18 protein-coding genes are annotated in these 22,763 nt (G+C 69.5%); 6 read left to right on the top strand and 12 right to left on the bottom strand.

Annotated features, from left to right (window positions below; genetic code table 11):
- Positions 1-156 precede the first annotated feature (156 nt).
- Complete coding sequence (locus tag JHW41_RS05700; RefSeq protein ID WP_250449300.1) at positions 157-1,632, top strand: hypothetical protein; 1,476 nt, start codon at positions 157-159, stop codon at positions 1,630-1,632.
- Positions 1,633-1,713: 81 nt separating this feature from the next.
- Here JHW41_RS05700 and clpB read toward each other — a convergent pair whose 3' ends face one another.
- The 7 genes from clpB to rluD all read right to left on the bottom strand — a co-directional run bounded on the left by clpB (position 1,714) and on the right by rluD (position 10,665).
- Positions 1,714-4,299, bottom strand: coding sequence for an ATP-dependent chaperone ClpB (clpB, locus tag JHW41_RS05695; RefSeq protein ID WP_250449299.1), 2,586 nt, complete (start codon positions 4,297-4,299; stop codon positions 1,714-1,716).
- A 300-nt stretch (positions 4,300-4,599) separates the two neighbouring features.
- Positions 4,600-5,130: a lactoylglutathione lyase gene (gloA, locus tag JHW41_RS05690; RefSeq protein ID WP_078998148.1), complete on the bottom strand. Its 531-nt coding sequence runs from the start codon at positions 5,128-5,130 to the stop codon at positions 4,600-4,602.
- A 52-nt stretch (positions 5,131-5,182) separates the two neighbouring features.
- Positions 5,183-6,790, bottom strand: a complete 1,608-nt coding sequence (locus JHW41_RS05685) for a hypothetical protein (RefSeq protein WP_250449298.1) — start codon at positions 6,788-6,790, stop codon at positions 5,183-5,185.
- Positions 6,791-7,344: 554 nt separating this feature from the next.
- Positions 7,345-8,061, bottom strand: coding sequence for a DUF4166 domain-containing protein (locus tag JHW41_RS05680; RefSeq protein WP_057948783.1), 717 nt, complete (start codon positions 8,059-8,061; stop codon positions 7,345-7,347).
- Positions 8,062-8,072: 11 nt separating this feature from the next.
- Positions 8,073-8,906 (bottom strand): hypothetical protein, encoded by an 834-nt coding sequence (locus JHW41_RS05675; RefSeq protein WP_250449297.1) that lies wholly within the window; start codon positions 8,904-8,906, stop codon positions 8,073-8,075.
- Positions 8,903-9,694 carry a peptidoglycan editing factor PgeF gene (gene pgeF, locus JHW41_RS05670; protein ID WP_250449296.1) on the bottom strand — a complete coding sequence of 264 codons (792 nt, stop codon included), beginning with the start codon at positions 9,692-9,694 and terminating at the stop codon, positions 8,903-8,905. The genes JHW41_RS05675 and pgeF overlap by 4 nt, the downstream gene beginning before the upstream one ends.
- Entirely contained in the window at positions 9,691-10,665 is a 975-nt protein-coding gene (gene rluD, locus JHW41_RS05665; protein ID WP_250449295.1) for a 23S rRNA pseudouridine(1911/1915/1917) synthase RluD, read from the bottom strand. Before rluD ends, pgeF begins: the two co-directional genes overlap by 4 nt.
- A gap of 105 nt (positions 10,666-10,770) precedes the next feature.
- On the opposite strand from rluD, the gene JHW41_RS05660 reads away from it, so the two are divergent.
- A complete protein-coding gene (locus JHW41_RS05660; protein ID WP_057948787.1) occupies positions 10,771-11,688 on the top strand; it encodes an outer membrane protein assembly factor BamD in 918 nt (305 codons plus the stop codon).
- A 120-nt stretch (positions 11,689-11,808) separates the two neighbouring features.
- On the opposite strand, the gene JHW41_RS05655 is transcribed toward JHW41_RS05660, so the two are convergent.
- The 5 genes from JHW41_RS05655 to sucC all read right to left on the bottom strand — a co-directional run bounded on the left by JHW41_RS05655 (position 11,809) and on the right by sucC (position 16,440).
- On the bottom strand, positions 11,809-13,446 hold the full coding sequence (locus JHW41_RS05655) for an NAD+ synthase (protein ID WP_250449294.1): 1,638 nt from the start codon (positions 13,444-13,446) through the stop codon (positions 11,809-11,811).
- Positions 13,447-13,526: 80 nt separating this feature from the next.
- Positions 13,527-13,823, bottom strand: coding sequence for a type II toxin-antitoxin system RelE/ParE family toxin (locus tag JHW41_RS05650; RefSeq protein ID WP_250449293.1), 297 nt, complete (start codon positions 13,821-13,823; stop codon positions 13,527-13,529).
- Positions 13,820-14,110 carry a CopG family ribbon-helix-helix protein gene (locus JHW41_RS05645; RefSeq protein ID WP_078998154.1) on the bottom strand — a complete coding sequence of 97 codons (291 nt, stop codon included), beginning with the start codon at positions 14,108-14,110 and terminating at the stop codon, positions 13,820-13,822. Before JHW41_RS05645 ends, JHW41_RS05650 begins: the two co-directional genes overlap by 4 nt.
- A 121-nt stretch (positions 14,111-14,231) precedes the next feature.
- Positions 14,232-15,107 carry a succinate--CoA ligase subunit alpha gene (gene sucD, locus JHW41_RS05640; RefSeq protein WP_057948791.1) on the bottom strand — a complete coding sequence of 292 codons (876 nt, stop codon included), beginning with the start codon at positions 15,105-15,107 and terminating at the stop codon, positions 14,232-14,234.
- Positions 15,108-15,273: 166 nt separating this feature from the next.
- Positions 15,274-16,440 carry an ADP-forming succinate--CoA ligase subunit beta gene (sucC, locus tag JHW41_RS05635; RefSeq protein WP_057948792.1) on the bottom strand — a complete coding sequence of 389 codons (1,167 nt, stop codon included), beginning with the start codon at positions 16,438-16,440 and terminating at the stop codon, positions 15,274-15,276.
- A 356-nt stretch (positions 16,441-16,796) separates the two neighbouring features.
- On the opposite strand from sucC, the gene JHW41_RS05630 reads away from it, so the two are divergent.
- The 4 genes from JHW41_RS05630 to JHW41_RS05610 all read left to right on the top strand — a co-directional run bounded on the left by JHW41_RS05630 (position 16,797) and on the right by JHW41_RS05610 (position 22,744).
- Complete coding sequence (locus tag JHW41_RS05630) at positions 16,797-18,422, top strand: sensor histidine kinase (protein ID WP_057948793.1); 1,626 nt, start codon at positions 16,797-16,799, stop codon at positions 18,420-18,422.
- Positions 18,423-18,520: 98 nt separating this feature from the next.
- Entirely contained in the window at positions 18,521-19,939 is a 1,419-nt protein-coding gene (locus tag JHW41_RS05625; RefSeq protein WP_250449292.1) for a sigma-54-dependent transcriptional regulator, read from the top strand.
- A 599-nt stretch (positions 19,940-20,538) separates the two neighbouring features.
- On the top strand, positions 20,539-20,979 hold the full coding sequence (locus JHW41_RS05615; RefSeq protein WP_284499531.1) for a pilin: 441 nt from the start codon (positions 20,539-20,541) through the stop codon (positions 20,977-20,979).
- Positions 20,980-21,037: 58 nt separating this feature from the next.
- A complete protein-coding gene (locus JHW41_RS05610) occupies positions 21,038-22,744 on the top strand; it encodes a phosphoethanolamine transferase (RefSeq protein WP_250449291.1) in 1,707 nt (568 codons plus the stop codon).
- Positions 22,745-22,763 lie beyond the last annotated feature (19 nt).

Below are 22,763 nucleotides of genomic sequence, written 5' to 3'. Positions count from 1 at the left end.
AAATCGCCCGGATCGGGCGGTAAAACAGGCACCGCCGCGACGGCCCGGCGGCGGCGCCGCGCTGGCCGGCGTTGCCGGGCCCATGTCCGTCGCGGCAGGCTTGCGCGCGATGTCCAATGAGACGCACCGCGCGATCCACGCGACCGGAAGGCTGCCATGAACCCCACGCCCCGAACTGCGGACCCCGCCGCGACGCGCCCTCGCGCATTCGCCCCGGTCGTCGCCGCCCTGCTCTTCGCGGCGCTCGCCCTGGCCGCCGTCGCCTGGGCGCTGGTCCTCGCCAGCGCACCGGTCACCGGCCCGCAGCCGATGCGCTGGCAGCGGGCCGACGGTTCGCCGCCGGCGCCGGCCGATGCCGGCGGCTATCCCTTCCGCGGTTGCCGGCTGGCCGACGTCCAACTCGACATGGCGCTGTGGAACGGCGGTGCGATCGTTCCCTGCCACGACCCGGCGCTGGGCAGCGGCTGGGCCTTCCTCGATCCGTGGCGACGAACGGCCACGCTGCGTTGGCCGCTGGCGGACGGCGGCGAAGCGCCGCTGACCCTGGGCCTGTCGCCCGGGCCCGGGCGGCGGCTGGCCTTGGTGTTCCAGCGGGCCGTCGAGGGCGACGCCTTCGTCGGCATCGCCGGCGCCGACGGCTGGGCGCGCGCACCGGAAAAACTCGGCCGCGTCCGTTACCTCGCCGCGGCCTGGGTCGGCGACCGGCTCGAACTCGCGCTGGTGCCGCTGACCGGGCAAGACCCTCACGGCCTGCGCGGACCGGTCAAGGTGGTCGGATTCGACGATGCAGGCAGGCAGGAACGCATCGCGGTCCGGGCCTGCGGCGCGGACTGCCCGACTCCACCGATCGCCTACCGCGCCGGCGCGCGCTGGGTGTTCGAGTACGCCGGCCGCGCGCATGCCGAAGGCGGCGAACCGGTCGCGCCGGCGTTCCCCGGGCGCACGCTCGAAGATCTCGACCTCGACCTGGTCGCGCACGGCCGGCTGCGTTCGCCGATCGGCCTCTCGCTCGGCCGCGGCGACACCCCCGCGATCGGCGCCGACGGCAAGCCCACGCTGGCCGCGCCGGCGCCCTGGGACGGCATGCGGACGGTGCGCCAGGAACGCTTCATCGTCGATGTCGCGCCGCAGCGGCTCGCGCAATGGGCCGAACCTTCGCTGCGCGCGATCACCGAGCGGGCCGGCGCGCGCACGCTCACCTGGTACACCGACGAGCGCGACCGCGTCCATGTCACCGATGCGCGGCGGCCCACGATCGAGGCGATGGCGGCCCTGCCGGCCGTGGCGCGATGGCCACAGGGCCTGGCCAGCCGCATGTTCGCGTCCGACGACGCCGGCGGATGGTGGCTGGTCGACAGCAGCGGCGAATCCATCCATCTCGACCGCGACCTGCGCCGCACCGATCCCCTGCCGCTGCGCCAGCACCTGCGCGACGCACGCGGCGAGATCGCGGTCTACGCGCTGGATTGGGCGTTGTTCGCGCTGCCCGCGCTGTCGATCCTCTGCGCGGGACTGTCGCTGTGCGCCGCGCCGCGCCGCCCGTTGCTGCGCGCCCGGCCGCTGGCGATCGCCGCGCTGCTGTACCTGCCCGGCGCGGTCTGGGCGCTGCTGCAGGTCGCGCCGCTGCTTTGACCCTTCGGGCGCGATCGCGCCGATGCCAAAAAAACGGCCCGCATCGCGGGCCGTTTTCGTTTGCCTCACAACCGAAGAGCCTCAGCCCTTGGCGAACACCAGATGCCCACCCGCGGCATCGACCTGGATCGTATCGCCGTTGACGAACTCGCCGCTGAGGATCTTCTGCGCCAGCGGATTCTCGATCTGCTGCTGGACCGCGCGCTTGAGCGGCCGCGCGCCGTAGACCGGGTCGAAACCGACGTTGCCGATCAACGTCAGCGCCGCCTCGCTCAACGACAGCTTCAAGCCACGCTCGGCCAGGCGCTTCTCCAGACCGTGCAGCTGGATCTTGGCGATCTCGCGGATCTGGCTCTTTTCCAGCGGATGGAACACCACGATGTCGTCGAGGCGGTTGATGAACTCCGGACGGAAGTGGGTCTGGACCACGCCCATCACCGCCGCCTTCATCTGGGTGTAGGCCTCCGGCGTGTTGTCGTTGCTGAGCTCCTGGATCATCTGCGAGCCCAGGTTCGAGGTCATCACGATCACCGTGTTGCGGAAATCCACGGTGCGGCCCTGGCCGTCGGTCAGGCGGCCGTCGTCGAGCACCTGCAGCAGGATGTTGAACACGTCCGGATGCGCCTTCTCGACTTCGTCGAGCAGGATCACGCTGTACGGACGGCGCCGCACCGCTTCGGTGAGGTAGCCGCCCTCTTCGTAGCCGACATAGCCCGGAGGCGCGCCGACCAGACGGCTGACCGCGTGCTTCTCCATGAACTCGCTCATGTCGATGCGGATCATCGCGTCGGACGAGTCGAACAGGAATTCGGCCAGCGCCTTGCACAGCTCGGTCTTGCCCACGCCGGTCGGGCCGAGGAATAGGAACGAACCGCTGGGGCGATTGGGATCGGACAGGCCGGCGCGCGAACGCCGCACCGCGTCGGACACCACCCGCACCGCCTCGTCCTGGCCGACCACGCGCGCGTGCAGGGCCTGCTCCATCTTCAGCAGCTTGTCGCGCTCGCCTTCGAGCATCTTCGCCACCGGGATGCCGGTCCAGCGCGCCACGACCTCGGCGATCTCCTCGGCGGTGACCTTGTCCTGCAGCAGCTTGAAGCCCTGGGTCTCGGCTTCCTGCGCGGCCTTGAGCTGCTTCTCCAGCTCCGGCAGCTTGCCGTACTGGATCTCGCTCATGCGGCCGAAGTCCTGGGTGCGCTGCGCGGCTTCCAGGTCGAGCTTGGCCTGCTCGATCTGCTCCTTGATCTTGGTCGCGCCGTGCAGGGTCGCCTTCTCGGCCTTCCACACCTCTTCCAGGTCGTTGAAGTCGCGCTCGAGCGTGGCGATCTCGGCCTCCAGATCGGCCAGGCGCTGCTTGGATTCGGCGTCCTTCTCCTTCTTCAGCGCCTCGCGCTGGATCTTGAGCTGGATCAGCCGGCGCTCCTTGCGGTCGAGCTCTTCCGGCTTGGAATCGATCTCCATGCGGATGCGCGAGGCCGCCTCGTCCATCAGGTCGATGGCCTTGTCGGGCAGCTGGCGGTCGGCGATGTAGCGGTGCGAGAGCGTCGCCGCGGCGACGATGGCCGGGTCGGTGATCTCCACGCCGTGGTGCACCGCGTAGCGCTCCTTGAGCCCGCGCAGGATCGCGATGGTGTCCTCGACCGTCGGCTCGCCGACGAACACCTTCTGGAAGCGGCGCTCCAGCGCGGCGTCCTTCTCCACGTACTTGCGGTATTCGTCGAGCGTGGTCGCGCCGATGCAGTGCAGCTCGCCGCGCGCCAGCGCGGGCTTGAGCATATTTCCCGCGTCCATCGCGCCCTCGGCCTTGCCGGCGCCGACCATGGTGTGCAGCTCGTCGATGAACAGGATCACCTGGCCTTCGTTCTTGGACAGGTCGTTGAGCACGGCCTTGAGCCGCTCCTCGAACTCGCCGCGGAACTTGGCGCCGGCGATCAGCGCGCCCATGTCGAGCGAGAGCACGCGCTTGCCGCGCAGGCCCTCGGGCACCTCGTTGTTGACGATGCGCTGGGCTAGGCCTTCGACGATCGCGGTCTTGCCGACGCCGGGCTCGCCGATCAGCACCGGGTTGTTCTTGGTCCGGCGCTGCAGCACCTGGATGGTGCGGCGGATCTCCTCGTCGCGGCCGACCACCGGATCGAGCTTGCCGTTCTCGGCGCGCGCGGTCAGGTCGATGCAGTACTTTTCCAGCGCCTGGCGCTGGTCTTCGGCGTTTTCCGATTGCACGCTCTCGCCTCCGCGCAGTTTGTCGATGGCCGGCTCGAGCTTGGCCTTGGTCGCGCCCGCGGCCTTGAGCGCGCGGCCGGCGTCGCCGCCGTCGTCGAGCGCGGCGAGCAGGAACAGTTCGCTGGCGATGAACGCGTCGTTGCGTTGCTGCGCCAGTTTGTCGGTGACGTTGAGCAGCCGCGCCAGGTCGTTGCCGAGCGACACGTTGCCGGCCTGGCCGCTGACCTTGGGCAGCTTTTCCAGCGCCTCGCCGAGGCGCTCGCGCAGCAGCGGCACGTTGACGCCGGACTGGGCCAGCAACGGCCGGGTGCTGCCGCCGCTCTGGTCGAGCAAGGCGGTCAGCAGGTGCGCCGGTTCGATCACGCTGTGGTCGCGCCCGACCGCCAGCGACTGCGCGTCCTGCAAAGCCTGCTGGAAGCGCGAGGTCAGCTTGTCCATCCGCATGGAGGGTTCTCCGAAAGGTAGGTGGCGGCTGCCGCGCGAGTCTGCCGAACGGGCCGCGAATGGGCTGTTAATGCGGGCTTTGGCGGGTGTTTCAAGCCGGTACCGGGGACCAGGGACCCGGGACCGGCATCAGCAACTGCTTGCTTTACGGGTCCCCGGTCCCGCCGCTTCAAACCCGCGACGTCGGCTGCAAGATTTCGCCCCATTGGCGGATGCCTCAAGCCGGGACGGGGACCGGCAACAGCAACCGCAAAGGCTTGCTCTACGGGTCCCGGGTCCCAGGTCCCCGGTCCCGCCGCTTCACACCCGCGAAGTCGGCTGCAGGATCTCGACCCAGTAGCCGTCCGGGTCCTTGATGAAGGCGATGTCCTTCATGCGCCCGTCGGTGAGCCGCTTCTGGAACGCCACGCCGAGCTGCTCGAAGCGCGCGCAGGCCGCTTCCACGTCCGGCACCGACACGCAGATGTGGCCGAAGCCGCGCGGGTCGCTGTTGCCGTGGTGGTAGGCGAAGTCCGCGTCGTTCTCGGTGCCGTGGTTGTGGGTCAGTTCGAGCACGCCGCGCTGGCTCAGCAGCCACTGCCCGCGCGCCGGTTCCTCGGCCGGGATCTGCGAAGGGTCGTTGACCAGCACCAGGAAGTACAGGCTGAACTTGGCATCAATGAAGTCGCGCTTGCGCACCAGGGTGAAGCCGAGCACGCGGGTGTAGAAGTCCAGCGAGGCGGCCGGGTCCTTGATCCGCAGCATGGTGTGGTTGAACACGAAGTCGCGGGTCGCGGCCTCGGGTTGCGCGGTCACGCCGGGCACGGCGTTGAGTTCGTTCTGCAGGGACATGGCGTGGGCCGGTGTGAGGGAAAAGAAAATCTGGGGCCGCGCGCGGCCGCTCTCAAGCCTGCGGCGGCGGCGCGACCGGGTCGCGCTGCAGGGACAGCAGGATCAGCAAGGCCGCCAGCCCCAGGTAGGCGCCGATGAACTGCCAGGCGATGACCTTCTGCAGCCCCTCCAGCGCCCACGGCAGGTACACGCCGCCGCGCGGATCGACCGAGTGGATGATCCCGAACAGCGCCAGCGCGGCGCCGCCGAGCAGGAACGCCGCGGCGCGGCGCAGGCGGCCGTCGACCATCGCCGCGACCGCCGAAGTCCAGATCATCGAGGTCATGATGAAGCCGTTGCCGAGGGTCACGATCACCGCCAGTTCCGGCAGGCCGTGGCCGTCGAGCGCGCCGGTCAGCTCGGCGTGGCGGGCCGGATCGATCCAGGCCGGGTTGCCGGTCTTGATCGACAGCATGTAGGCGATCGGCGGCAGGAAGCCGAACACCATCGCGGTGGCATGCTTGGCCGGGGTGGCCTGGAACGCCTGGGTGGTGATGTCGAGCGCGACGTAGACGATGATCGGCGCCAGCACCGCCAGCGGCAGCCACTGCACCAGCCCCGAGACGACGCCGAGGATGCCGCCCAGGCCGATGAACAAGCCGGTCAGCAGGGTGTAGCCGCTGCGCGCGCCCATGTGCTTGTACGCGGGCTGGCCGATGTACGGCGTGGTCTGGGCGACGCCGCCGACGAAGCCGGCGACCAAGGTCGAGAACGCCTCGGCCAGCAAGATGTCGCGGGTGCGGTAATCGTCGCCGGCCGCGCGCGCGCTTTCGCTGACGTTGATGCCGCCGACGATCATCAGCAGGCCGAACGGCAGCAGCAGCGGCAGGAACGGCACGGTGTGCGGCAGGCCTTCGATGAAGCCCAGGGTCGGCAGCGGCAGCACGAGTTGCAGCGGCTGCGGGGTCGGCCAATGGAAGCCCGGCGCTCCCAACCCAACCGCCCCGAAGCCGTAGAACAACACAGTGCCGAACACGAACGCGACGAACACCCCCGGCAGCTTCACCGGCAGCCTGCCCTTCGCGACCAGCACGTACAGCAGCAAACCGAGGGTCATGAACCCGACCAGCGGCGAACGCAGCGTCTCGATCAGCGGCAGGAAGCCCATCAGCACCAGCGCGGTGCCGGCGATCGAACCGAGCAGGCCGGCGCGCGGAATCATCCGCGTCACCGCGTCGCCGGCGAAGGACAGCGCGAACTTCAGCGCGCCCATCACCACCAGCGAAGCCATGCCGAGCTTCCAGGTCGCGTCGGCCGCGGCGGCCTCGTCCAGGCCGGCCTGCTTGAAGCCGACGAAGGCCGGGCCGAGCACCAGCAGTGCCATGCCGATGCTGGTCGGCGCGTCGAGGCCCAGCGGCATCGCGGTGACATCGTCGCGGCCGCTGCGCGCGGCCAGGCGCCGCGCCATCGCGGTGTAGATCAGATTGCCGACCAGCACGCCGAACGCGGTGCCGGGGAACATGCGGGTGTAGATGACCTCGGCCGGGAAGCCGAAGATGCCGATCAGGGCCGCGGCGATGAAGCCGAGGATCGACAGGTTGTCGACGACCAGGCCGAAGAAGCCGTTGAGGTCGCCGGCGACGATCCACGAGCGCTGCGACTTTCTCGATTCGACGTTCACCGTCCGCGTCCCCCGTCCACCCAGCCAGTCCTCGACCAACGACTCAACGCGGCCACGTCCGCAAGGCCAGGACGAAACCCTATCGAAACAAGGCGTTTGAAACGCATCGGCAGTACTCGCAAAAGGCAACGCGGAAGGGACGCATCCGTGCCGGCCAAGCCTGCAATCCATTCGCAACCGTGAGTGTGCCGGCAATCGAAGGCGCCGGGGCGTTTTCGCGGCGATGGATGGGTTATCGGCTTATGCCAACCGAAGTCGCGCAGCCCCGCCGCACCCATCCCGAAGCCCCGCACCTGCCCCGTCATTCCGGCAAAAGCCGACCGGAGCGACGCAGCCCCGCCGAAACCACCTACCCGGTCGTTCCGGCGAACGCCGGAATCCATCTTGATCTTGCTCCTGCGCGGGCAACGGTCGAAGGCCAAGAGCAACGTCAAGATGGATTCCGGCGTTCGCCGGAATGACGGATCGGGGAGGAATGCGCGGTCCACAACGTATCTCGCATCCGCACCCCGCACCCCGCACCCCGCATCCACACCTCGCATCCCATACCCCGCTCACTCGCCGACGTCGAGCCAGCCGCGATAGCGCACCAGCAAGCCCACGCCCGGCAGCTGCGCATCCACCTCGAAGTGATAGCGCCCCTCGCGTTCGAACTCGCGCGCCTGCACGCGCGCGAACCAGCCCGCCGGCAGCGGCAGGCCGAAGGCGCGCACCCGCATCAGGCGCCAGACCAGGCCGGGTTCGTTGCCGATGCCGTCCTCGTCCGCCTGTCCGGCGATGCCGTAGCTCGTCGGCGCGCCCATCGCCGCCGCCGGCAGCGCCGCCGACGAGACCGTGATCGAATCGCCGGTGTGCGCCGACACCGTGCGCGCCAGCGCCGCTTCGGGCGCCTCGCCGACCGGTTCCAGGGCGAACGCGAAGCGCATCGGGCCCAGGCGTTCCAGCACCAGTCCGTCGCGCCCGGCCAGGCGCGAGCGCATCCTGGACTTGCCGAAACGCCGGGTCCAGGTCTCGCCGCGCGGGCCGGCCACGACTTCGACCTCGATCGGACCGGCATACGCCGCGGGCAGGCGGACGATGCGCGCGAACAGCCGCGACCACAGGCCGCTGCCGCGCTCGACCTTGGCCTCGCCGCGATAGGTCTGCCGGCCGCTGCGTCCGTGCATCAGCCGCAGCGTGCGCGGCAACAATACGAAGCGCACGCCGAGCACGCGCGGGTACAGACCCTCGCGCGCGCCGAGCCGCGACGCGTCGCGCGAAGGGTTGGTCATGGCTGCGCCCACTACAGCCCGCGCAGTTCGCGGGGAACCGCGTACTGGCGCCCGTCGAATCCCAGGCGCTGGCTGCTCTTGCGCTTGGGCGCGGAGATGTCTTCGCAGTCGTCGTTCTGGGACGCGTTGCGGCGCGCCTGCGACACCGTGTCGATCCGCAAGCCGGCATAGCCGTGGTCGCGCTTGGCGTCGATGGCGACGGTGCGCTGCACGCTCTCGAACTCGCCGGTGCAGTTGCCGTCCCATTCGCCGCGATCCAGCGACACCTCTAGGTTGCTCAGCACCGGCCGCAGCGCGTCGCCGTCGGCGGCGTACAGGCTCAGCACCGTGTTTTCGTACGGATTGACCCGCGACGAGCCGCTGTAGGTCACGCGCACGCCGAACGCGGTGGTGGCCTCGTTGAGGCGATAGCGCGCGGTGTCCAAGGTCACCGAGGAGATCCGCATCGCGTCGGAGACCAGCGGCTCGCGCTCGCGGTAGCGCTGCAGGATGCGCGGCTTGGCCGAGTCGGCCACCAGCACCTCCAGATCGGCGGTGTCGACGTCGCCGCTGGCCTCGTCGTGGCGCAGGCGCACCGCCAGCAGGGTCTTGCCGGGCGCGGCCGGCCAGACCTTGCAGGCGACGTCGTCGAGCTTGATCCAGCGCTTGGGCGAACCCGCGGTGCGCAGGAATTCGCCCTCGTCGCCGGTCACGCTGTCCGCGCCGGGATAGGCGGCCAGCAGCAAGTCGTAGGAACGCCCGCCGCAACCGTCGTCGGCGCGCGCGCCGAAGGGCGCGGCGCCGAACGCCGCGGCGAGGGACAGCGAAAGCAACAGGACCGTCCGTTGGGCCTTGGGGTACGTCATCGTGTTTGCATCCAGACAAGAGTCGCCATGCGGCCGGTGCGGCGGTCGCGGCGGTGGGAGAAAAAGCGGTCGGGTTCGGAAATCGTGCACAAGCCGCCGCCGTGGATATGGTCGGCGCGCAGGCCGGCGCGCGCCAGCCGCTGCCGCGCCAGCGCGTACAGGTCGACCCGCCAGTGGCCGGGCCGGGTCGCGGCGAACGCGGTTTCGGCCGCGGCATCGACGGCGAGGAACGCGTCGCGCACCTCCGCGCCGATCTCGTAGCGCTGCGGCCCGGCGGCCGGGCCGAGCCAGGCGCGCAGGCGCGCGGGCTCGCTGCGCATCGCCGCGACCGTGGCTTCGAGCACGCCGTCGGCGAGCCCGCGCCAACCGGCGTGGGCGGCGCCGACTTCGCTGCCGTCGTCCGCGGCGAACAGCACCGGCAGGCAGTCGGCGGTGAGGATCGCCAGCACCGTGCCGGGCGTCGAGGTCACCGCGGCGTCGGCCTCGGGTTCGCCGCCGCCGGCATCGCCCGCGGCGGATTCGCCGTCGAAGCGGACCACCCCGGCGCCGTGCACCTGATGCAGCCAGCGCGGCGCCGACGGCAGGCCGGCGGCCTGCGCCAGCAGTTCGCGGTTGCGCCGCACCGCGGCCGGATCGTCGCGCTGCTCGCCGTAGAGCGTGCCGAGGTTGAACGCGTCGAACGGCGCCTGCGACACGCCCAGGCCGCGGCGCACCGTGGCGAAGCCGCGCACGCCCGGCGGCACCGGCCAGTCGGCGTCGATCCAAGGATTCGCCGTGGGCTCGGTCACCGCCCGGCCTCGGCCGCGGCGCGCGAATCCTCGCGCAGTTCGGCGACCAACTGCAGCATGTCGGCCGGCACCGGCGCGGTGCAGCGCACCGGTTCGCCGCTGATCGGGTGGACGAACTCCAAAGTCTCGGCGTGCAGCGCCTGGCGCTTGAAGCCGCGCAGGGTCTCGACCAGCGAATCGCTCGCGCCCTTGGGCAGCTTGAGCGGGCCGCCGTACAGCGGGTCGCCGACGATGGGGTGCTTGAGGTGCTGCATGTGCACGCGGATCTGGTGGGTGCGCCCGGTTTCCAGGCGGCATTCCAGCAGGGTGTGGGCGCGGAAACGCTCGCGCAGGCGGAAGTGGGTGACCGCCTCGCGGCCGTCCTCGCGCACCGCCATGCGCAGGCGGTCGCGCGGGTGGCGGTCGATCGCGGCGTTGGCGGTGCCGCCGGAGACCAGCGCGCCGACCACCACGGCCAGGTACTGGCGGTGGACCTCGCGCGCGGACAATTGATCGACCAGCGAGATGTGCGCCGGCAGGGTCCGCGCGACCACCATGACCCCGGAGGTGTCCTTGTCGAGGCGGTGGACGATGCCGGCGCGCGGCAGCGCGGCCAGCGACGGGTCGCGGTGCAGCAGGGCGTTGACCAGGGTGCCGGCGGAGTTGCCGGCGCCGGGGTGGACGACCAGCCCGGCCGGCTTGTCGAGCACGATCACCTCGGCGTCCTCGTACAGCACGTCCAGGGCGATGTCCTCGGCCACGGCGTGGGTCTGGGTGTCCAGGACCACGTTCAATTCGACCGCCTCGCCGCCCTGGACCGGGTCGCGCGGGCGCGCCTCGCGGCCGTTCAGGCGGGCGTCGCCGGACTTGATCCAGGCGGCCAGGCGCGAACGCGAGTAATCGGGGAACAGTTCGGCCAGGACCGCGTCGAAGCGGCGGCCGGCGGCGGCGTCGGGCACGGTCGCGGTCAGGGTCTGGCGGGAGTCGGTCATCGCGGCTTCGGGGGTGAGTGAGGGAAGACGGGTCCGGTTAAGGGCTCGGACCCGCGGACTGCTATTATCGGCTCTTCGTGCCTCCGGCGCCTGTCGATGCCTGCCATGACCGAACGTTCCACCCCGTCCCGCGCCGTCGTGCGCCTGGTGTCCCTGCTGCTGATCGTCGCCGTGGCCGGCACTGGCTGCTCGCGGGTCGGCAAGATGTTCAAGAAGAACAAGGACGCCGACGAGGGCCAGCCGGTCGAGGCCATCTACGAGAAGGCCCACAAGTCGATGACCAACGGCAACTGGGCCTCGGCCGAGCTCAGCTTCAAGCGCCTGGTCGCCCAGTACCCGTACGGCCCCTACACCGAGCAGGCCCTGATCGAGACCGCGTACGCCCAGTACAAGTCGGGCAAGCACGACGACGCGATCAGCAGCATCGACCGCTTCATCCGCACCTACCCGACCCACCGCAACATCGCCTACCTGTACTACCTGCGCGGCCTGGTCAATTCCAGCCGCGACACCGTATTCCTGCAGAAGGTCTGGCGCCTGGACGTGAGCCGCCGCGACCTGGCCACGCCGATGCAGGCCTACAACGACTTCCAGATCGTGGTCGAGCGCTACCCGAACAGCCGCTACGCGCAGGACGCGCGCAAGCGCATGATCGTGCTGCGCGACACCTTCGCCCGCCACGAGCTCGACGTCTCGCTGTACTACCTGCGCCGCACCGCCTACGTGGCCGCCGCCGACCGCGCCAAGTACCTGCTCGAGACCTACCCGCAGAGCGGCTACCAGAACGACGCGGTGGCGGTGCTGATGAAGTCCTACGAAGGTCTGGCCAACCCGACCCTGGCCGCCGACGCCAAGCGCGTGCTGCAGCAGAACGACGCCGGCCACCCGGCGCTGACCGGCGACTGGCCGGACTACCCGAGCAACCTGCGCAAGCTCAACCCGTTCGCGGGCGAGCGCTCGGCGGTGGACAACCGCGACAAGCTCGAAGCCAAGCGCGCCGAGCAGGCGGGCAAGGGCGAGTAAGCCTCCCGCCTTCGCCGCAAACGAAAACGCCGCCTCCGGGCGGCGTTTTCGTTTATGGCCGTGGCGACCTGCAGGAGCGGCGCGAACAGACGCGAGTACGCCACGGCCGCGGCAGCGACGTCAGCCGGAATAGCGATTGGTGATCGGATAGCGCCGCTCGCGCCCGAACGCGCGCCGCGACACCTTCGGCCCTGGCGCCGCCTGGTGCCGCTTCCATTCGCTGATCCGCACCAGCCGCAGCACCCGGTCGACGGTCGCGGCTTCGAACCCGGCGGCGACGATCTCCTCGCGCGACTGCTCCTGGTCGACGTAGCGCAGCAGGATCGCGTCGAGCACGTCGTACGGCGGCAGCGAATCCTGGTCCTTCTGGTTCTCGCGCAGCTCCGCCGACGGCGGCCGGTCGATCACCGCCCACGGGATCACCGGCGAGCCGGCGACCGCGTTGCGCCAGCGCGCCAGCGCGAACACCTCGGTCTTGTACAGGTCCTTGATCGGCGCGTAGCCGCCGCACATGTCGCCGTAGATGGTGGCGTAGCCGACCGCGTATTCGCTCTTGTTGCCGGTGGTCAGCAGCAGGCCGCCGAACTTGTTGCTCATCGCCATCATCAGCGCGCCGCGGGTGCGCGACTGCAGGTTCTCCTCGGTCACGTCCACCGGCTTGCCGGCGAAGGCCTCGGCCAGGGTGTCGAGGAAGCCCTGGAACGGCGCCTCGATCGGCAGCGCCAGCAAGCGCACGCCCTGGCTCGCGCACTGCTCGGCGGCCAGGTCGTTGGACAGGTCGGCGGTGTAGCGCGAGGGCATGCGCACCGCGACCACGTTCTCCGCGCCCAGCGCATCGACCGCGATCGCCATCACCAGCGAGGAATCGATGCCGCCCGACAGGCCCAGCCAGACTTTCTCGAAACCGTTCTTGCGGCAGTAATCGCGGGTGCCGCGCACCACCGCGCGCCAGGCCAGCGCATCGCGGCTTTCCTCGTGCTCGACCGGCCACGACACCGGCACGAAGCGCCGGCTGGCGTCGTCGTAGTCGGCGACCAGCCAGTGATCCTCGAACGCCGCCGCGGCCGCATGCACGTTGCCGTCGCCGTCGGCCAGCACCGAAGCGCCGTCGAACACCAGCGCATCCTGGCCGCCGACCACGTTGAGATAGGCCAGGGCCACGCCGGTCTCGCGCGCGCGCAGGTCCAGCAGCGCGTCGCGCTGGGCGTGCTTGTCGCGCTCGAACGGCGAGGCGTTGGGCACCAGCACCAGGCTCGCGCCGGCCTTCGCCGTCGCCGCCAGCGGTTCGGCGAACCACAGGTCCTCGCAGATCACCACGCCGACCTGCACGCCCTTGACGTCGAACACGACCGCTTCGCCGTCGGGGTCGACGTCGAAGTAGCGGCGCTCGTCGAACACCGCATAGTTGGGCAGTTCGCGCTTGCGATAGGTCGCCTCGATGCGGCCGCCGCGCAGCACGCTGGCTGCGTTGTAGACCACCGCCCCGGCCGCCTGCGGCCAGCCGACCACGGCGACGATGCCGTGCGTCGCCGCGGCCACCCGTTCCAGCGCGGCCTGGCAATCGGCGAGGAAGCTCGGACGCAGCAGCAGGTCTTCGGGCGGATAACCGCTGATCGCCAGCTCCGGGAACAGCACCACGTCGGCGCCGTGCTCGTCGCGCGCCTGCGCGATCAGCGCGGCGATGCGCTCGGCGTTGCCGTCGACCGCGCCGACGGGGAAATCGAACTGGGCCAGGGCGATGCGCAGGGGTGCGGACATGCGGGACTCGGCGTTCACAAATGGGAGTGGAAAGCCGGCGCGAACCGTGTGGTCCGCGCCGGATCGGAAACTCGCTGCGCTCAGGGCTGCGCGTAACCGGCTTCGCGCTGGGCCCGGATCGCCAGGATCAGGACAGTATCGAATTCGCTCAGGTAGCGGTACAGCGCCACATAGCCGCTGACGTCGCGGCCGATGACCAGTTCGCGCAGTTCCGCTTCGGCCGGCCGGCCGATCAGCGGATTGTCGCTCAGTACGTCGATCGCTCGCAGGATGCCGTCGATGCGCTGCTCGCGCCTTGCCGCATCGTGGCGGTCTAGATGATCGAGAATCCGGGCGAAGTCCTCGGCCACCGCGGGCGCCAGGACGATTCGGGTCACGGCTTGCGCCCGAAGGGCTTCTTCGCTGGCGGCGACGCGTTCTCGCCGCGCGCGCGGCGACCGAGATAGTCGCGCATGTCGCCCCACTCCAGGGCCTGTCCGTCGGCGACGAAACTGCGCCAGCGCGCCTGCGCCTCGTCCAGGAATTGCGCGCGGCGCTCGGCCTCGCCGACCTTCTCCTCCAGCGCGCCGAGGATGAAGCCATGCGGCGTGGTGCCGGCGCGTTCGGCGGCGTCGGCGATGCGCGACTTCAGCTCGTCGCTGAGGCGGATGGTGGTGGTGGACATCGGGCGTCTCCGCAAGGCGGGTCGGACGCCACTGTAGCACTTCTGTGACACACAAAGAAAAAGCCGCCCGAAGGCGGCTTTTTCCAGCTTCGGGCCGAAACCTCCGGCCCGGACGTTGAACTTACTTGCCCAGACGCTTGGCGATCGCCGCGCCCAGGTCGCCCGGCGACTTGACCGTGGTGACGCCGGCCTTTTCCATCGCCGCGAACTTGCCTTCGGCCGTGCCCGAACCGCCCGAGGCGATCGCGCCGGCGTGGCCCATGCGCTTGCCCTTCGGCGCCGAGGCGCCGGCGATGAAGCCGACCACCGGCTTGGTCACGTACTGGGCGATGAACTCGGCCGCTTCTTCCTCGGCCGAACCGCCGATCTCGCCGACCATGATGATGCCTTCGGTCTGCGGGTCGTCCTGGAACCACTTCAGCGCGTCGATGAAGTTGGTGCCGTTGATCGGGTCTCCGCCGATGCCGATGCAGGTCGACTGGCCCAGGCCCACGTCGGTGGTCTGCTTGACCGCTTCATAGGTCAGCGTGCCCGAGCGCGAGACGATGCCGATCACGCCCGGCTTGTGGATGTGGCCCGGCATGATGCCGATCTTGCACTCGCCCGGAGTGATGACGCCGGGGCAGTTCGGACCGACCAGCACGACGTCGTCGTAGCCGTTGAGGGTGTTCTTGACCCGCAGCATGTCCAGCACCGGGATGCCCTCGGTGATGCACACGATGACCTTGATGCCGGCGTCGGCCGCTTCCAGGATCGCGTCGGCCGCGAACGGCGGCGGCACGTAGATCACCGAGGCGTCGGCGCCGGTCTCTTCGACGGCGTCGCGCACGGTGTTGAAGACCGGCAGGCCCAGGTGCTGGGTGCCGCCCTTGCCCGGGGTCACGCCGCCGACGACCTTGGTGCCGTACTCGAGCATCTGCTCGGCGTGGAAGGTGCCCTGCGAGCCGGTGAAGCCCTGCACGATCACCTTGGTGTTCTTGTTGATCAAAACGGACATTTTGGTAAGTCCCTGCAAACGTGTTGTTGGGCGTCTTCGGACAGAACGGGCGCCGACTGCGTCGGCGTCCGCGGCGCATGCCTCCACATCCCCACCTCGCCGCTTCGCGTCGAGGTCGCCCCTTGACTCAAGGGGCTAGGCGCGGGGCAGGCCGCTGCGTCTGTTCTTAGGCGCCGGCGACGGCGGCAACCGCCTTCTTCGCGCCATCGTTGATGTTGTCGGCCGGGGTGATGGCCAGACCCGAGTTCTTCAGCAGTTCCTTGCCGGCTTCCACATTGGTGCCTTCAAGACGCACGATCACCGGCACCTTGACGTCGACTTCCTTGACCGCGGCGATGATGCCCTCGGCGATCATGTCGCAGCGGACGATGCCGCCGAAGATGTTGACGAAGATCGCCTTGACCTTGTCCGAGCTCAGGATGAGCTTGAACGCCTCGGTCACGCGCTCCTTGGTGGCGCCGCCGCCGACGTCGAGGAAGTTGGCCGGCGAGCCGCCTTCCAGCTGGATGACGTCCATGGTGGCCATGGCCAGGCCGGCGCCGTTGACCATGCAGCCGATGTTGCCGTCCATGGTGACGTAGTTGAGGTCGTGCTGGCTGGCCTTGACCTCGGTCTCGTCTTCCTGGCGGATATCGCGCATGTCGGCGAGATCCTTGTGGCGGAAGGTCGCGTTGTCGTCGCTGTTGACCTTGCCGTCGAGCACGGCGAGGTCGCCGTTGGTGAGGATCGCCAGCGGGTTCAGTTCGACCAGCGCCAGGTCCTTCTCGTTGAACAGCTTGTACAGGCCCAGCATGATCTTGGTCAGCTGGCCGGCCTGCTTGGCGTTGAGGCCCAGGTCGAACGCGAGCTCGCGGCACTGGTAGGCCTGCAGGCCCTGCACGTAGTTGACGTGGATGGTCTTGATCGCCTCCGGGGTCTCCTCGGCGACCTTCTCGATCTCCACGCCGCCTTCGGCCGAGGCGATGAAGGTGACCGACTTGGTCGAGCGGTCGACCAGGACCGACAGGTACAGCTCCTTGGCGATGTCGGTGCCTTCGGAAATCAGCACCGTATCGATCGGCAGGGCGACGCCGGCCGACTGGTAGGTCTCCATCTTGGTGCCCAGCATGGCCTGGGCGTACTGCTTCACTTCGTCGAAGTTCTTGGCCAGCTTGACGCCGCCGGCCTTGCCGCGGCCGCCCGCGTGGATCTGGGCCTTGACCACCCACAGGTCGCCCGGGATGGCCTTGGCCGCCGCGACGGCCTCTTCGGGAGTGCGCGCAACGCGCCCGGCCGGCACTGCGATGCCGTAGTCGGCAAACAGTTGCTTTGCCTGATATTCGTGGAAATTCATGCGTCACCGAGGGGAGTGAAAGACGTCCCGCGCGGACGCACGGCCGGGGGCCGGAGCGGGCGCGAGGGGGCCGCATTGTCGCCGATCGCGGCGGGGCGAGCAAAACCCGGGGCGGCCGGGCCGACCGGCGGAGCCCCGCATCCCGGGCTGCGACCGGTCCGGACGGGACTTGGGCAGCGGTCGCGGCCGGGGCCGCCGCGGACCCACGCGGGCGTGTGGCCAAATCCGGCAAGGCCGGCACGCTGCAAACGCAAGGTCTGCGCCCGCCCGCCCCCAAGGCCGCCCTGCGGCGATCCCGCCCGCGCCGGCCAGCCGCCCTATACTGATCGATACTCCGCCCGCGCAGGGAAACCCGCTTGCCGTCAGGTCTCGCCCCCGTCGCTCCGGCCGATGCCGACTCCGCGCTGCGCCGCGAACTGTATTTCTTCACTCTCTACCGCCTGCTCGAGGCGGCGCTGCTGGTGCTGTTCCTGTTCGGCCCGGTCGAGAACCTGATCGGCGCGCCGCGCCACGACCTGTTCGCGCGCTCGCTGTCGCTGTCCTATCTGTTCATCGCCAGCCTGCTGTTCGTGTTCGGCCGCCGCGGCGACCTGCGCGCCCAGGTCTTCGCCGGCATCGCCTGCGACCTGTTCTTCGGCATCCTCTCGATCCACGCCCTGCCCGGCGCCGGCACCGGCATCGCCCTGATGCTGATGTTCAACGTCGGCGCCGCCGCGCTGCTGCTGCCGACCCGCTTCGGCATCGGCGCGGCGATCGCCGCCTGCCTGGGGCTGGTCGGCGAATGGCTGTGGACCGAACTGGGCAACGAGGCGCTCGGCCGCACCGTCGCCGAACCGGTGATGTTCGCCCTGGGCTACCTGTCGATAGCGCTGCTGACCAGCACCCTGGGCCGGCAGATGCGCGAGAGCCAGGAACTGGCCGAGCGCCGCGGCGCCGAAGCCGCCAACTACGCCGAGATCAACGAACTCATCATCCGCCGCATGCGCACCGGGGTGCTGCTGGTCGACGGCGAAGGCCGGCTGCGCCTGGCCAACGAGGCGGCGATGCTGCTGCTCGGCGACAACGGCGAGCACAACGGCGGCCAGCACGGCCACCGGGTGCTGGCGATCGCCTCGCCGGAACTGTCGCGCCGGCTCGGCCGTTGGCGGGTCGAGGGCCGCCCCGACGAAAGCCCGCTGCGGCTGGCGCCGGACCTGCCGGAAGTGGTGCCGCGCTTCACCCGCCTGCTCGCCGGCAGCGACCAGACCCTGATCTTCCTCGACGACACCTCGCTGGTCTCGCGCCGCGCCGAATCGATCACCCTGGCCGCGCTCGGCCGCTTCTCCGCCAGCCTCGCCCACGAGATCCGCAACCCGCTGGCGGCGATCAACTACGCGGTGCAGCTGCTGGAGGAGTCGCGCGACATCGCCGTGTCCGACCGGCGCCTGCTCGAGATCATCCGCCAGCAGGGCTCGCGTATGAACGGCATCGTCGAGAATGTGCTCGGCATGGCCCGGCGCGAGCCGGCCAAGCCCGAGCACGTCGAGCTGATGGGCTTCGTGCGCCAGTTCGTCGACGAGTACCGCGCCATCCACCCGATCGAGCAGGACACCCTGCGCGCCACCGGCGCGCACGCGCAGGCGCCGGCGCTGGTCGATCCGCGCCAGCTGCACCAGGCGCTGACCGTGCTGGTGCACAACGCGCTGACCTACGGCCGCCAGCCCGGCGAGCCGGCGCGGGTCAGCGTGCACGTGTACTTCGACGACGTCGGGCTGCCGGCGATCGACGTGCTCGACCGCGGCCCCGGCATTCCCGACTCGGTCGCCGAACGCCTGTTCCGGCCGTTCTTCACCACCTCCGCGCACGGCACCGGCCTGGGCCTGTACATCGCGCGCGAGCTGTGCCGCGCCAACCAGGCCTCGCTCGACTACGTGCCGGTGCCCGGCGGCGGCGGCTGTTTCCGCATCCGCCTGGCCGGCGCCAGCGCGCTCGCGCCGGCCTGAGCGAACAGTGTGACTGCGCGCACGGCAAGCAGAAAACGTGCCACCAGCGTCTTGGCCGCGACAGGTTCGTTAAGTTATCGTGGGCGGTGGAGGGCGTAATGGCTGAAACCCGTAGTGCATTGGTAGTCGACGACGAACGCGACATCCGCGAGTTGCTCGTCATGACGTTGGGCCGCATGGGCCTGCGTTGCGATACCGCGTCGGGCCTCAACGAGGCCCGCAGCCAGCTGCTGCGCAATCGTTACGATCTGTGCCTGACCGACATGCGCCTGCCCGACGGCTCGGGCATGGACCTGGTCGCCGAGATCAGCCAGAAGCATCCCAACACTCCGGTGGCGATGATCACCGCCTTCGGCAACGTCGAGGCCGCGGTGGAAGCGCTCAAGGCCGGCGCGTTCGACTTCGTCGCCAAGCCGGTCGACTTGTCGGTGCTGCGCGACCTGGTGCGCCACGCGCTGGAGCTGCACGAGACCCGCCGCAGCGCCAGCGAGGCGGTCGGCTCGCGCCTGTACGGCGAATCGCCGGCGATGATCAAGCTGCGCCAGACCATCGGCAAGGTCGCGCGCAGCCAGGCGCCGGTGTACATCGCAGGCGAATCGGGCGTGGGCAAGGAACTGGTCGCGCGCACCATCCATTCCGAGGGCGGCCGCGCCGACGGCCCGTTCGTGCCGGTCAACTGCGGCGCGATCCCGGCCGAGCTGATGGAAAGCGAATTCTTCGGCCACAAGAAGGGCAGCTTCACCGGCGCCCACGCCGACAAGCCGGGCCTGTTCCAGGCCGCCGATGGCGGCACCTTGTTCCTCGACGAAGTCGCCGAGCTGCCGCTGGCGATGCAGGTCAAGCTGCTGCGCGCGATCCAGGAAAAATCGATCCGTCCGGTCGGCGCCCAAGCCGAGGTCACGGTGGACGTGCGCATCCTCTCGGCCACCCACAAGGACCTGGCCGCGCTGGTCGCCGAAGGCCGCTTCCGCCAGGACCTGTACTACCGCATCAACGTCATCGAGTTGCGCGTGCCGCCGCTGCGCGAGCGCCTGGACGACCTGCCCGGCCTGGCCGCGAAGATCCTCCACCGCCTGGCCGGCAACCAGGGCCGGCCGGTGCCGCGACTGGGCGACGACGCGCTCGAGGCGCTGCGCGCCTACAACTTCCCCGGCAACGTGCGCGAACTGGAGAACATCCTCGAACGCGCGCTGGCCCTGGCCGAAGGCGAAGTCCTCAGCGCCGGCGACCTGCGCCTGCCGCGCCTGGCCACCCAGGCCCCGCCGGGCGCCGTCGCCCCCGGCGCCGCCCCGCCGCCCGCCGGCCAGCCCGTGCCCCCGGGCGCGGTCGACCCGCGCACGCTCAACCCGCGCGACACCGCCACCAGCGCCCTGCCGTCCTACATCGAAGAGATCGAACGCGCCGCCATCCAACAGGCGCTGCAGGAGAACCGCTACAACAAGACCCGCACCGCGGCCGCGCTGGGCATTACGTTCCGGGCGCTGCGCTATAAGCTGAAGAAGCTCGGGATCGACTGAGCGGCGCTTGCGCCGCCGCGGCATAGGGGCCGTTCCGGCCCCCTCCTAATCTTTTGTGCACAGTTGCGTCTCGCCGCGCGGCGAGGCGTCCTTGAGTAGCGAGCGGTACGGCGCCGATAGTATTCGCGCCAATCAAGCAAGCCGCTTAGCGATCCGATTTCGAGCGAGTCCGGTTCAAGCCTCCGCGTGCCAGGCTTCGCCCACGGAGTCTGCCGGCAATCCATTCCTTGTATCGCTTCCGATTCGTCGTCGCCCGACATCGCCAGCCAGCCCTGACGAGACCCGCGCAACAGCCTCAGCGCGGCGCCGCGCAAGGAAAATTGCGATATTCATCGCAAATCACCCCTGGCCTCGACCAACCTGACGCTGTTGGTCACCCTCCCTTCCAGCGAACTGACCCTTAACGTCACACGATCCGAAGACGGGCCGTCGGGATACGTGACCGAGCCAGCACTTTCCTTCCAGACAACCCCGTCGCCAGAGGTTGGCATGGGTTGTGCGTAGTCCTACATGCACGTGCGGCATGCACGGCTGCCGAAGGATCGAATACCGATGCCTGCTGGCACGTGAAGCAACCAATCACTCCTAGGGGATACACCATGAAGAAGCAGCAAGGCTTTACCCTCATCGAACTGATGATCGTCATCGCGATCCTCGGCATCCTGATCGCCATCGCGCTGCCGGCCTACCAGGACTACCAGGTCCGCACCAAGGCCACCGAAGGTCTGAACGTCGCCGCCGCCGCCAAGCTGGCCGTCGCCGAAGCCGCCAACGACAATGGGGGGGTCGACAAGATCAAGACCGCCGACGTCGCTTACAAGTTCACCGCGGGCGACACCAAGTACATCGACACCATCGTCATCGGCGACGCGGGCAAGATCACCGTGACCACCCGCAACACCGGTGCGACCGCCCCGATCGTGTTCGAACTGACCCCGACGACCAACACCGACCGCACCGCGATCGACTGGGCGTGCAAGGGCACCGGCGGCGACAAGCCCTCGCAGCTGCCGTCCTCCTGCCGTCCGAAGGCCACCTAATCCGTCGATCGTCTGATCGATGCGCTTAGTGTTGGTGCAAGACCCGAAGCCCCGCCGCATGGCGGGGCTTTTTTATGGGCGGCTGCGCGATCTCGCGCTGGGCCTGCTGTTCCTGGCCTGCCTCGCCCCCGCGATCACCTTGCTGCTGTACTCCAACATCGCGTTGAACGCCGGCGAACGCGTCACGGTGATGGGCGCCAGCGCGCTCAGCCTGCTGGTGCTGTACGCCTTGCTGGAGCGCTTCCCGCGCGCGGCCTTGCTGCTGCTGGCCGGAGCGAGCGCCATCGCCTTGCTGGAGATCCGCTTCATCACCGACTACGGCTGGCCGATCAACGCCAACAGCCTGTCGCTGATCGCCGAAACCAATACCGCCGAAGCGCGCGACTTGCTCGGATCCTTGCCATCCGGCCTCATCGCAGGCTGGGCCGCGGTCGCCCTGCTGACGTTGGCCGCATGGCCGGGTGCGCCGCCGGCGATGCCGGTACGGCGACGCGGGCGGATTCTCGCCTACAGCCTCGCCGGCTCGGCCGCGCTGACCGCCCTGGCCTTCGTCAGCACCCCGGCGGCGGACGCCGAGGGCGACGACGCCATCTTTCCTGCGCAGATCTACGGCCAAGGATTAGCCCTGCGCGGCGCCTTCCCCGCGGGACTGCCCTTCGTGGTGACCGACTACTTCCGCGAAAGGCATGCCCTGAAGGTCGCCTACGAACGCAATCAACGCTTCCGCTTCGGCGCGACCGGCGCGAAGTCGGACCATCCGCGGGTGTTCGTGCTGGTGATCGGCGAAACCTCGCGCGCCGACCGCTGGGGCCTCAATGGCTATGCGCGCGACACGACCCCGCGGCTGGGCGCGCGCCACGACCTGATCGCCTTCCGGCACATGCTGTCGCCGTGGAGCTACAGCCGCCAGGCGGTCCCCACCATCGTCAGCAGAAAGCCGCCGAGCAACACCTCCGCCGTGTTCGACGAGGCGTCGATCGTCACTGCCTTCAAGGAAGCCGGCTTCCATACCACCTGGATCTCGCTGCAGGCGCCGGTCGGCTTCTTCGAGTCGCCGATCTCGATCCATGCCTACGAGGCGGACCGGGTCCTGTTCCTCAATCCGGTCGACTACACCAGCCACGGCAAGCCCGACACCGCCGCGATCCCGGAACTGGAAAAGATCCTGCGCGCCCCGCAAGACAGGGACCGCTTCGTGGTCATCCACACTCTCGGCAGCCATTTCCAGTATTCCAACCGCTACCCGGCCGAGTTCGCCCGCTACTTGCCCGACCGCCCGCGCGACCGCCCCGCGCGCCTGTTCGACCCCGGCGATCGCGAAGTGCTGTCCAACGCCTACGACAATTCCATCGCGTTCACCGACCACTTCTTGAACCAGGCGATCCAGTCGCTCGAACGTCATCCGGACGTCGAGTCGTGGCTGTTCTACTCATCCGACCACGGCGAGGCCCTGTTCGACGACTGCCGCCAGTACAGCGGGCACGGGCAGTCGAGCCGGCAGAGCCATTCGGTGGCCTCGCTGTTCTGGGCGTCGCCGCTTTACGCGGCCGGGCATCCGCAGTACCTGCAGAACCTGCGCGGCTACCGCGAGCGCCTGGTGTCCACCGCGATGCTGTTCGAAACCTTGACCGACCTGGGCGGGCTCACTGTGCCGGGCCGGCGCCAGAACAACAGCCTCGCCGCCGAAAACCTGCGCAAGGCCGAGGAAGTTGTGACCGTGTTCGACGATTCGGGCTGGAAATGCCCCACGCCGCAGGCGCCCTAGGCGATACTGGATGATGCCG

Source organism: Lysobacter enzymogenes (assembly GCF_023617245.1).
GTDB lineage: Bacteria > Pseudomonadota > Gammaproteobacteria > Xanthomonadales > Xanthomonadaceae > Lysobacter > Lysobacter yananisis.
The sequence above is the reverse complement of the archived record's forward strand: the minus strand, read 5'-3'. Positions and strand labels throughout refer to the sequence as shown.

Coding starts and splice junctions, on each gene's coding strand:
- JHW41_RS05700 (WP_250449300.1), top strand. CDS start 157: ATGAACCCCACGCCCCGAACTGCGGACCCCGCCGCGACGCGCCCTCGC.
- clpB (WP_250449299.1), bottom strand. CDS start 4,299: ATGCGGATGGACAAGCTGACCTCGCGCTTCCAGCAGGCTTTGCAGGAC.
- gloA (WP_078998148.1), bottom strand. CDS start 5,130: ATGTCCCTGCAGAACGAACTCAACGCCGTGCCCGGCGTGACCGCGCAA.
- JHW41_RS05680 (WP_057948783.1), bottom strand. CDS start 8,061: ATGACCAACCCTTCGCGCGACGCGTCGCGGCTCGGCGCGCGCGAGGGT.
- JHW41_RS05675 (WP_250449297.1), bottom strand. CDS start 8,906: ATGACGTACCCCAAGGCCCAACGGACGGTCCTGTTGCTTTCGCTGTCC.
- rluD (WP_250449295.1), bottom strand. CDS start 10,665: ATGACCGACTCCCGCCAGACCCTGACCGCGACCGTGCCCGACGCCGCC.
- JHW41_RS05660 (WP_057948787.1), top strand. CDS start 10,771: ATGACCGAACGTTCCACCCCGTCCCGCGCCGTCGTGCGCCTGGTGTCC.
- JHW41_RS05655 (WP_250449294.1), bottom strand. CDS start 13,446: ATGTCCGCACCCCTGCGCATCGCCCTGGCCCAGTTCGATTTCCCCGTC.
- JHW41_RS05645 (WP_078998154.1), bottom strand. CDS start 14,110: ATGTCCACCACCACCATCCGCCTCAGCGACGAGCTGAAGTCGCGCATC.
- sucD (WP_057948791.1), bottom strand. CDS start 15,107: ATGTCCGTTTTGATCAACAAGAACACCAAGGTGATCGTGCAGGGCTTC.
- sucC (WP_057948792.1), bottom strand. CDS start 16,440: ATGAATTTCCACGAATATCAGGCAAAGCAACTGTTTGCCGACTACGGC.
- JHW41_RS05625 (WP_250449292.1), top strand. CDS start 18,521: ATGGCTGAAACCCGTAGTGCATTGGTAGTCGACGACGAACGCGACATC.
- JHW41_RS05615 (WP_284499531.1), top strand. CDS start 20,539: ATGAAGAAGCAGCAAGGCTTTACCCTCATCGAACTGATGATCGTCATC.
- JHW41_RS05610 (WP_250449291.1), top strand. CDS start 21,038: ATGGCGGGGCTTTTTTATGGGCGGCTGCGCGATCTCGCGCTGGGCCTG.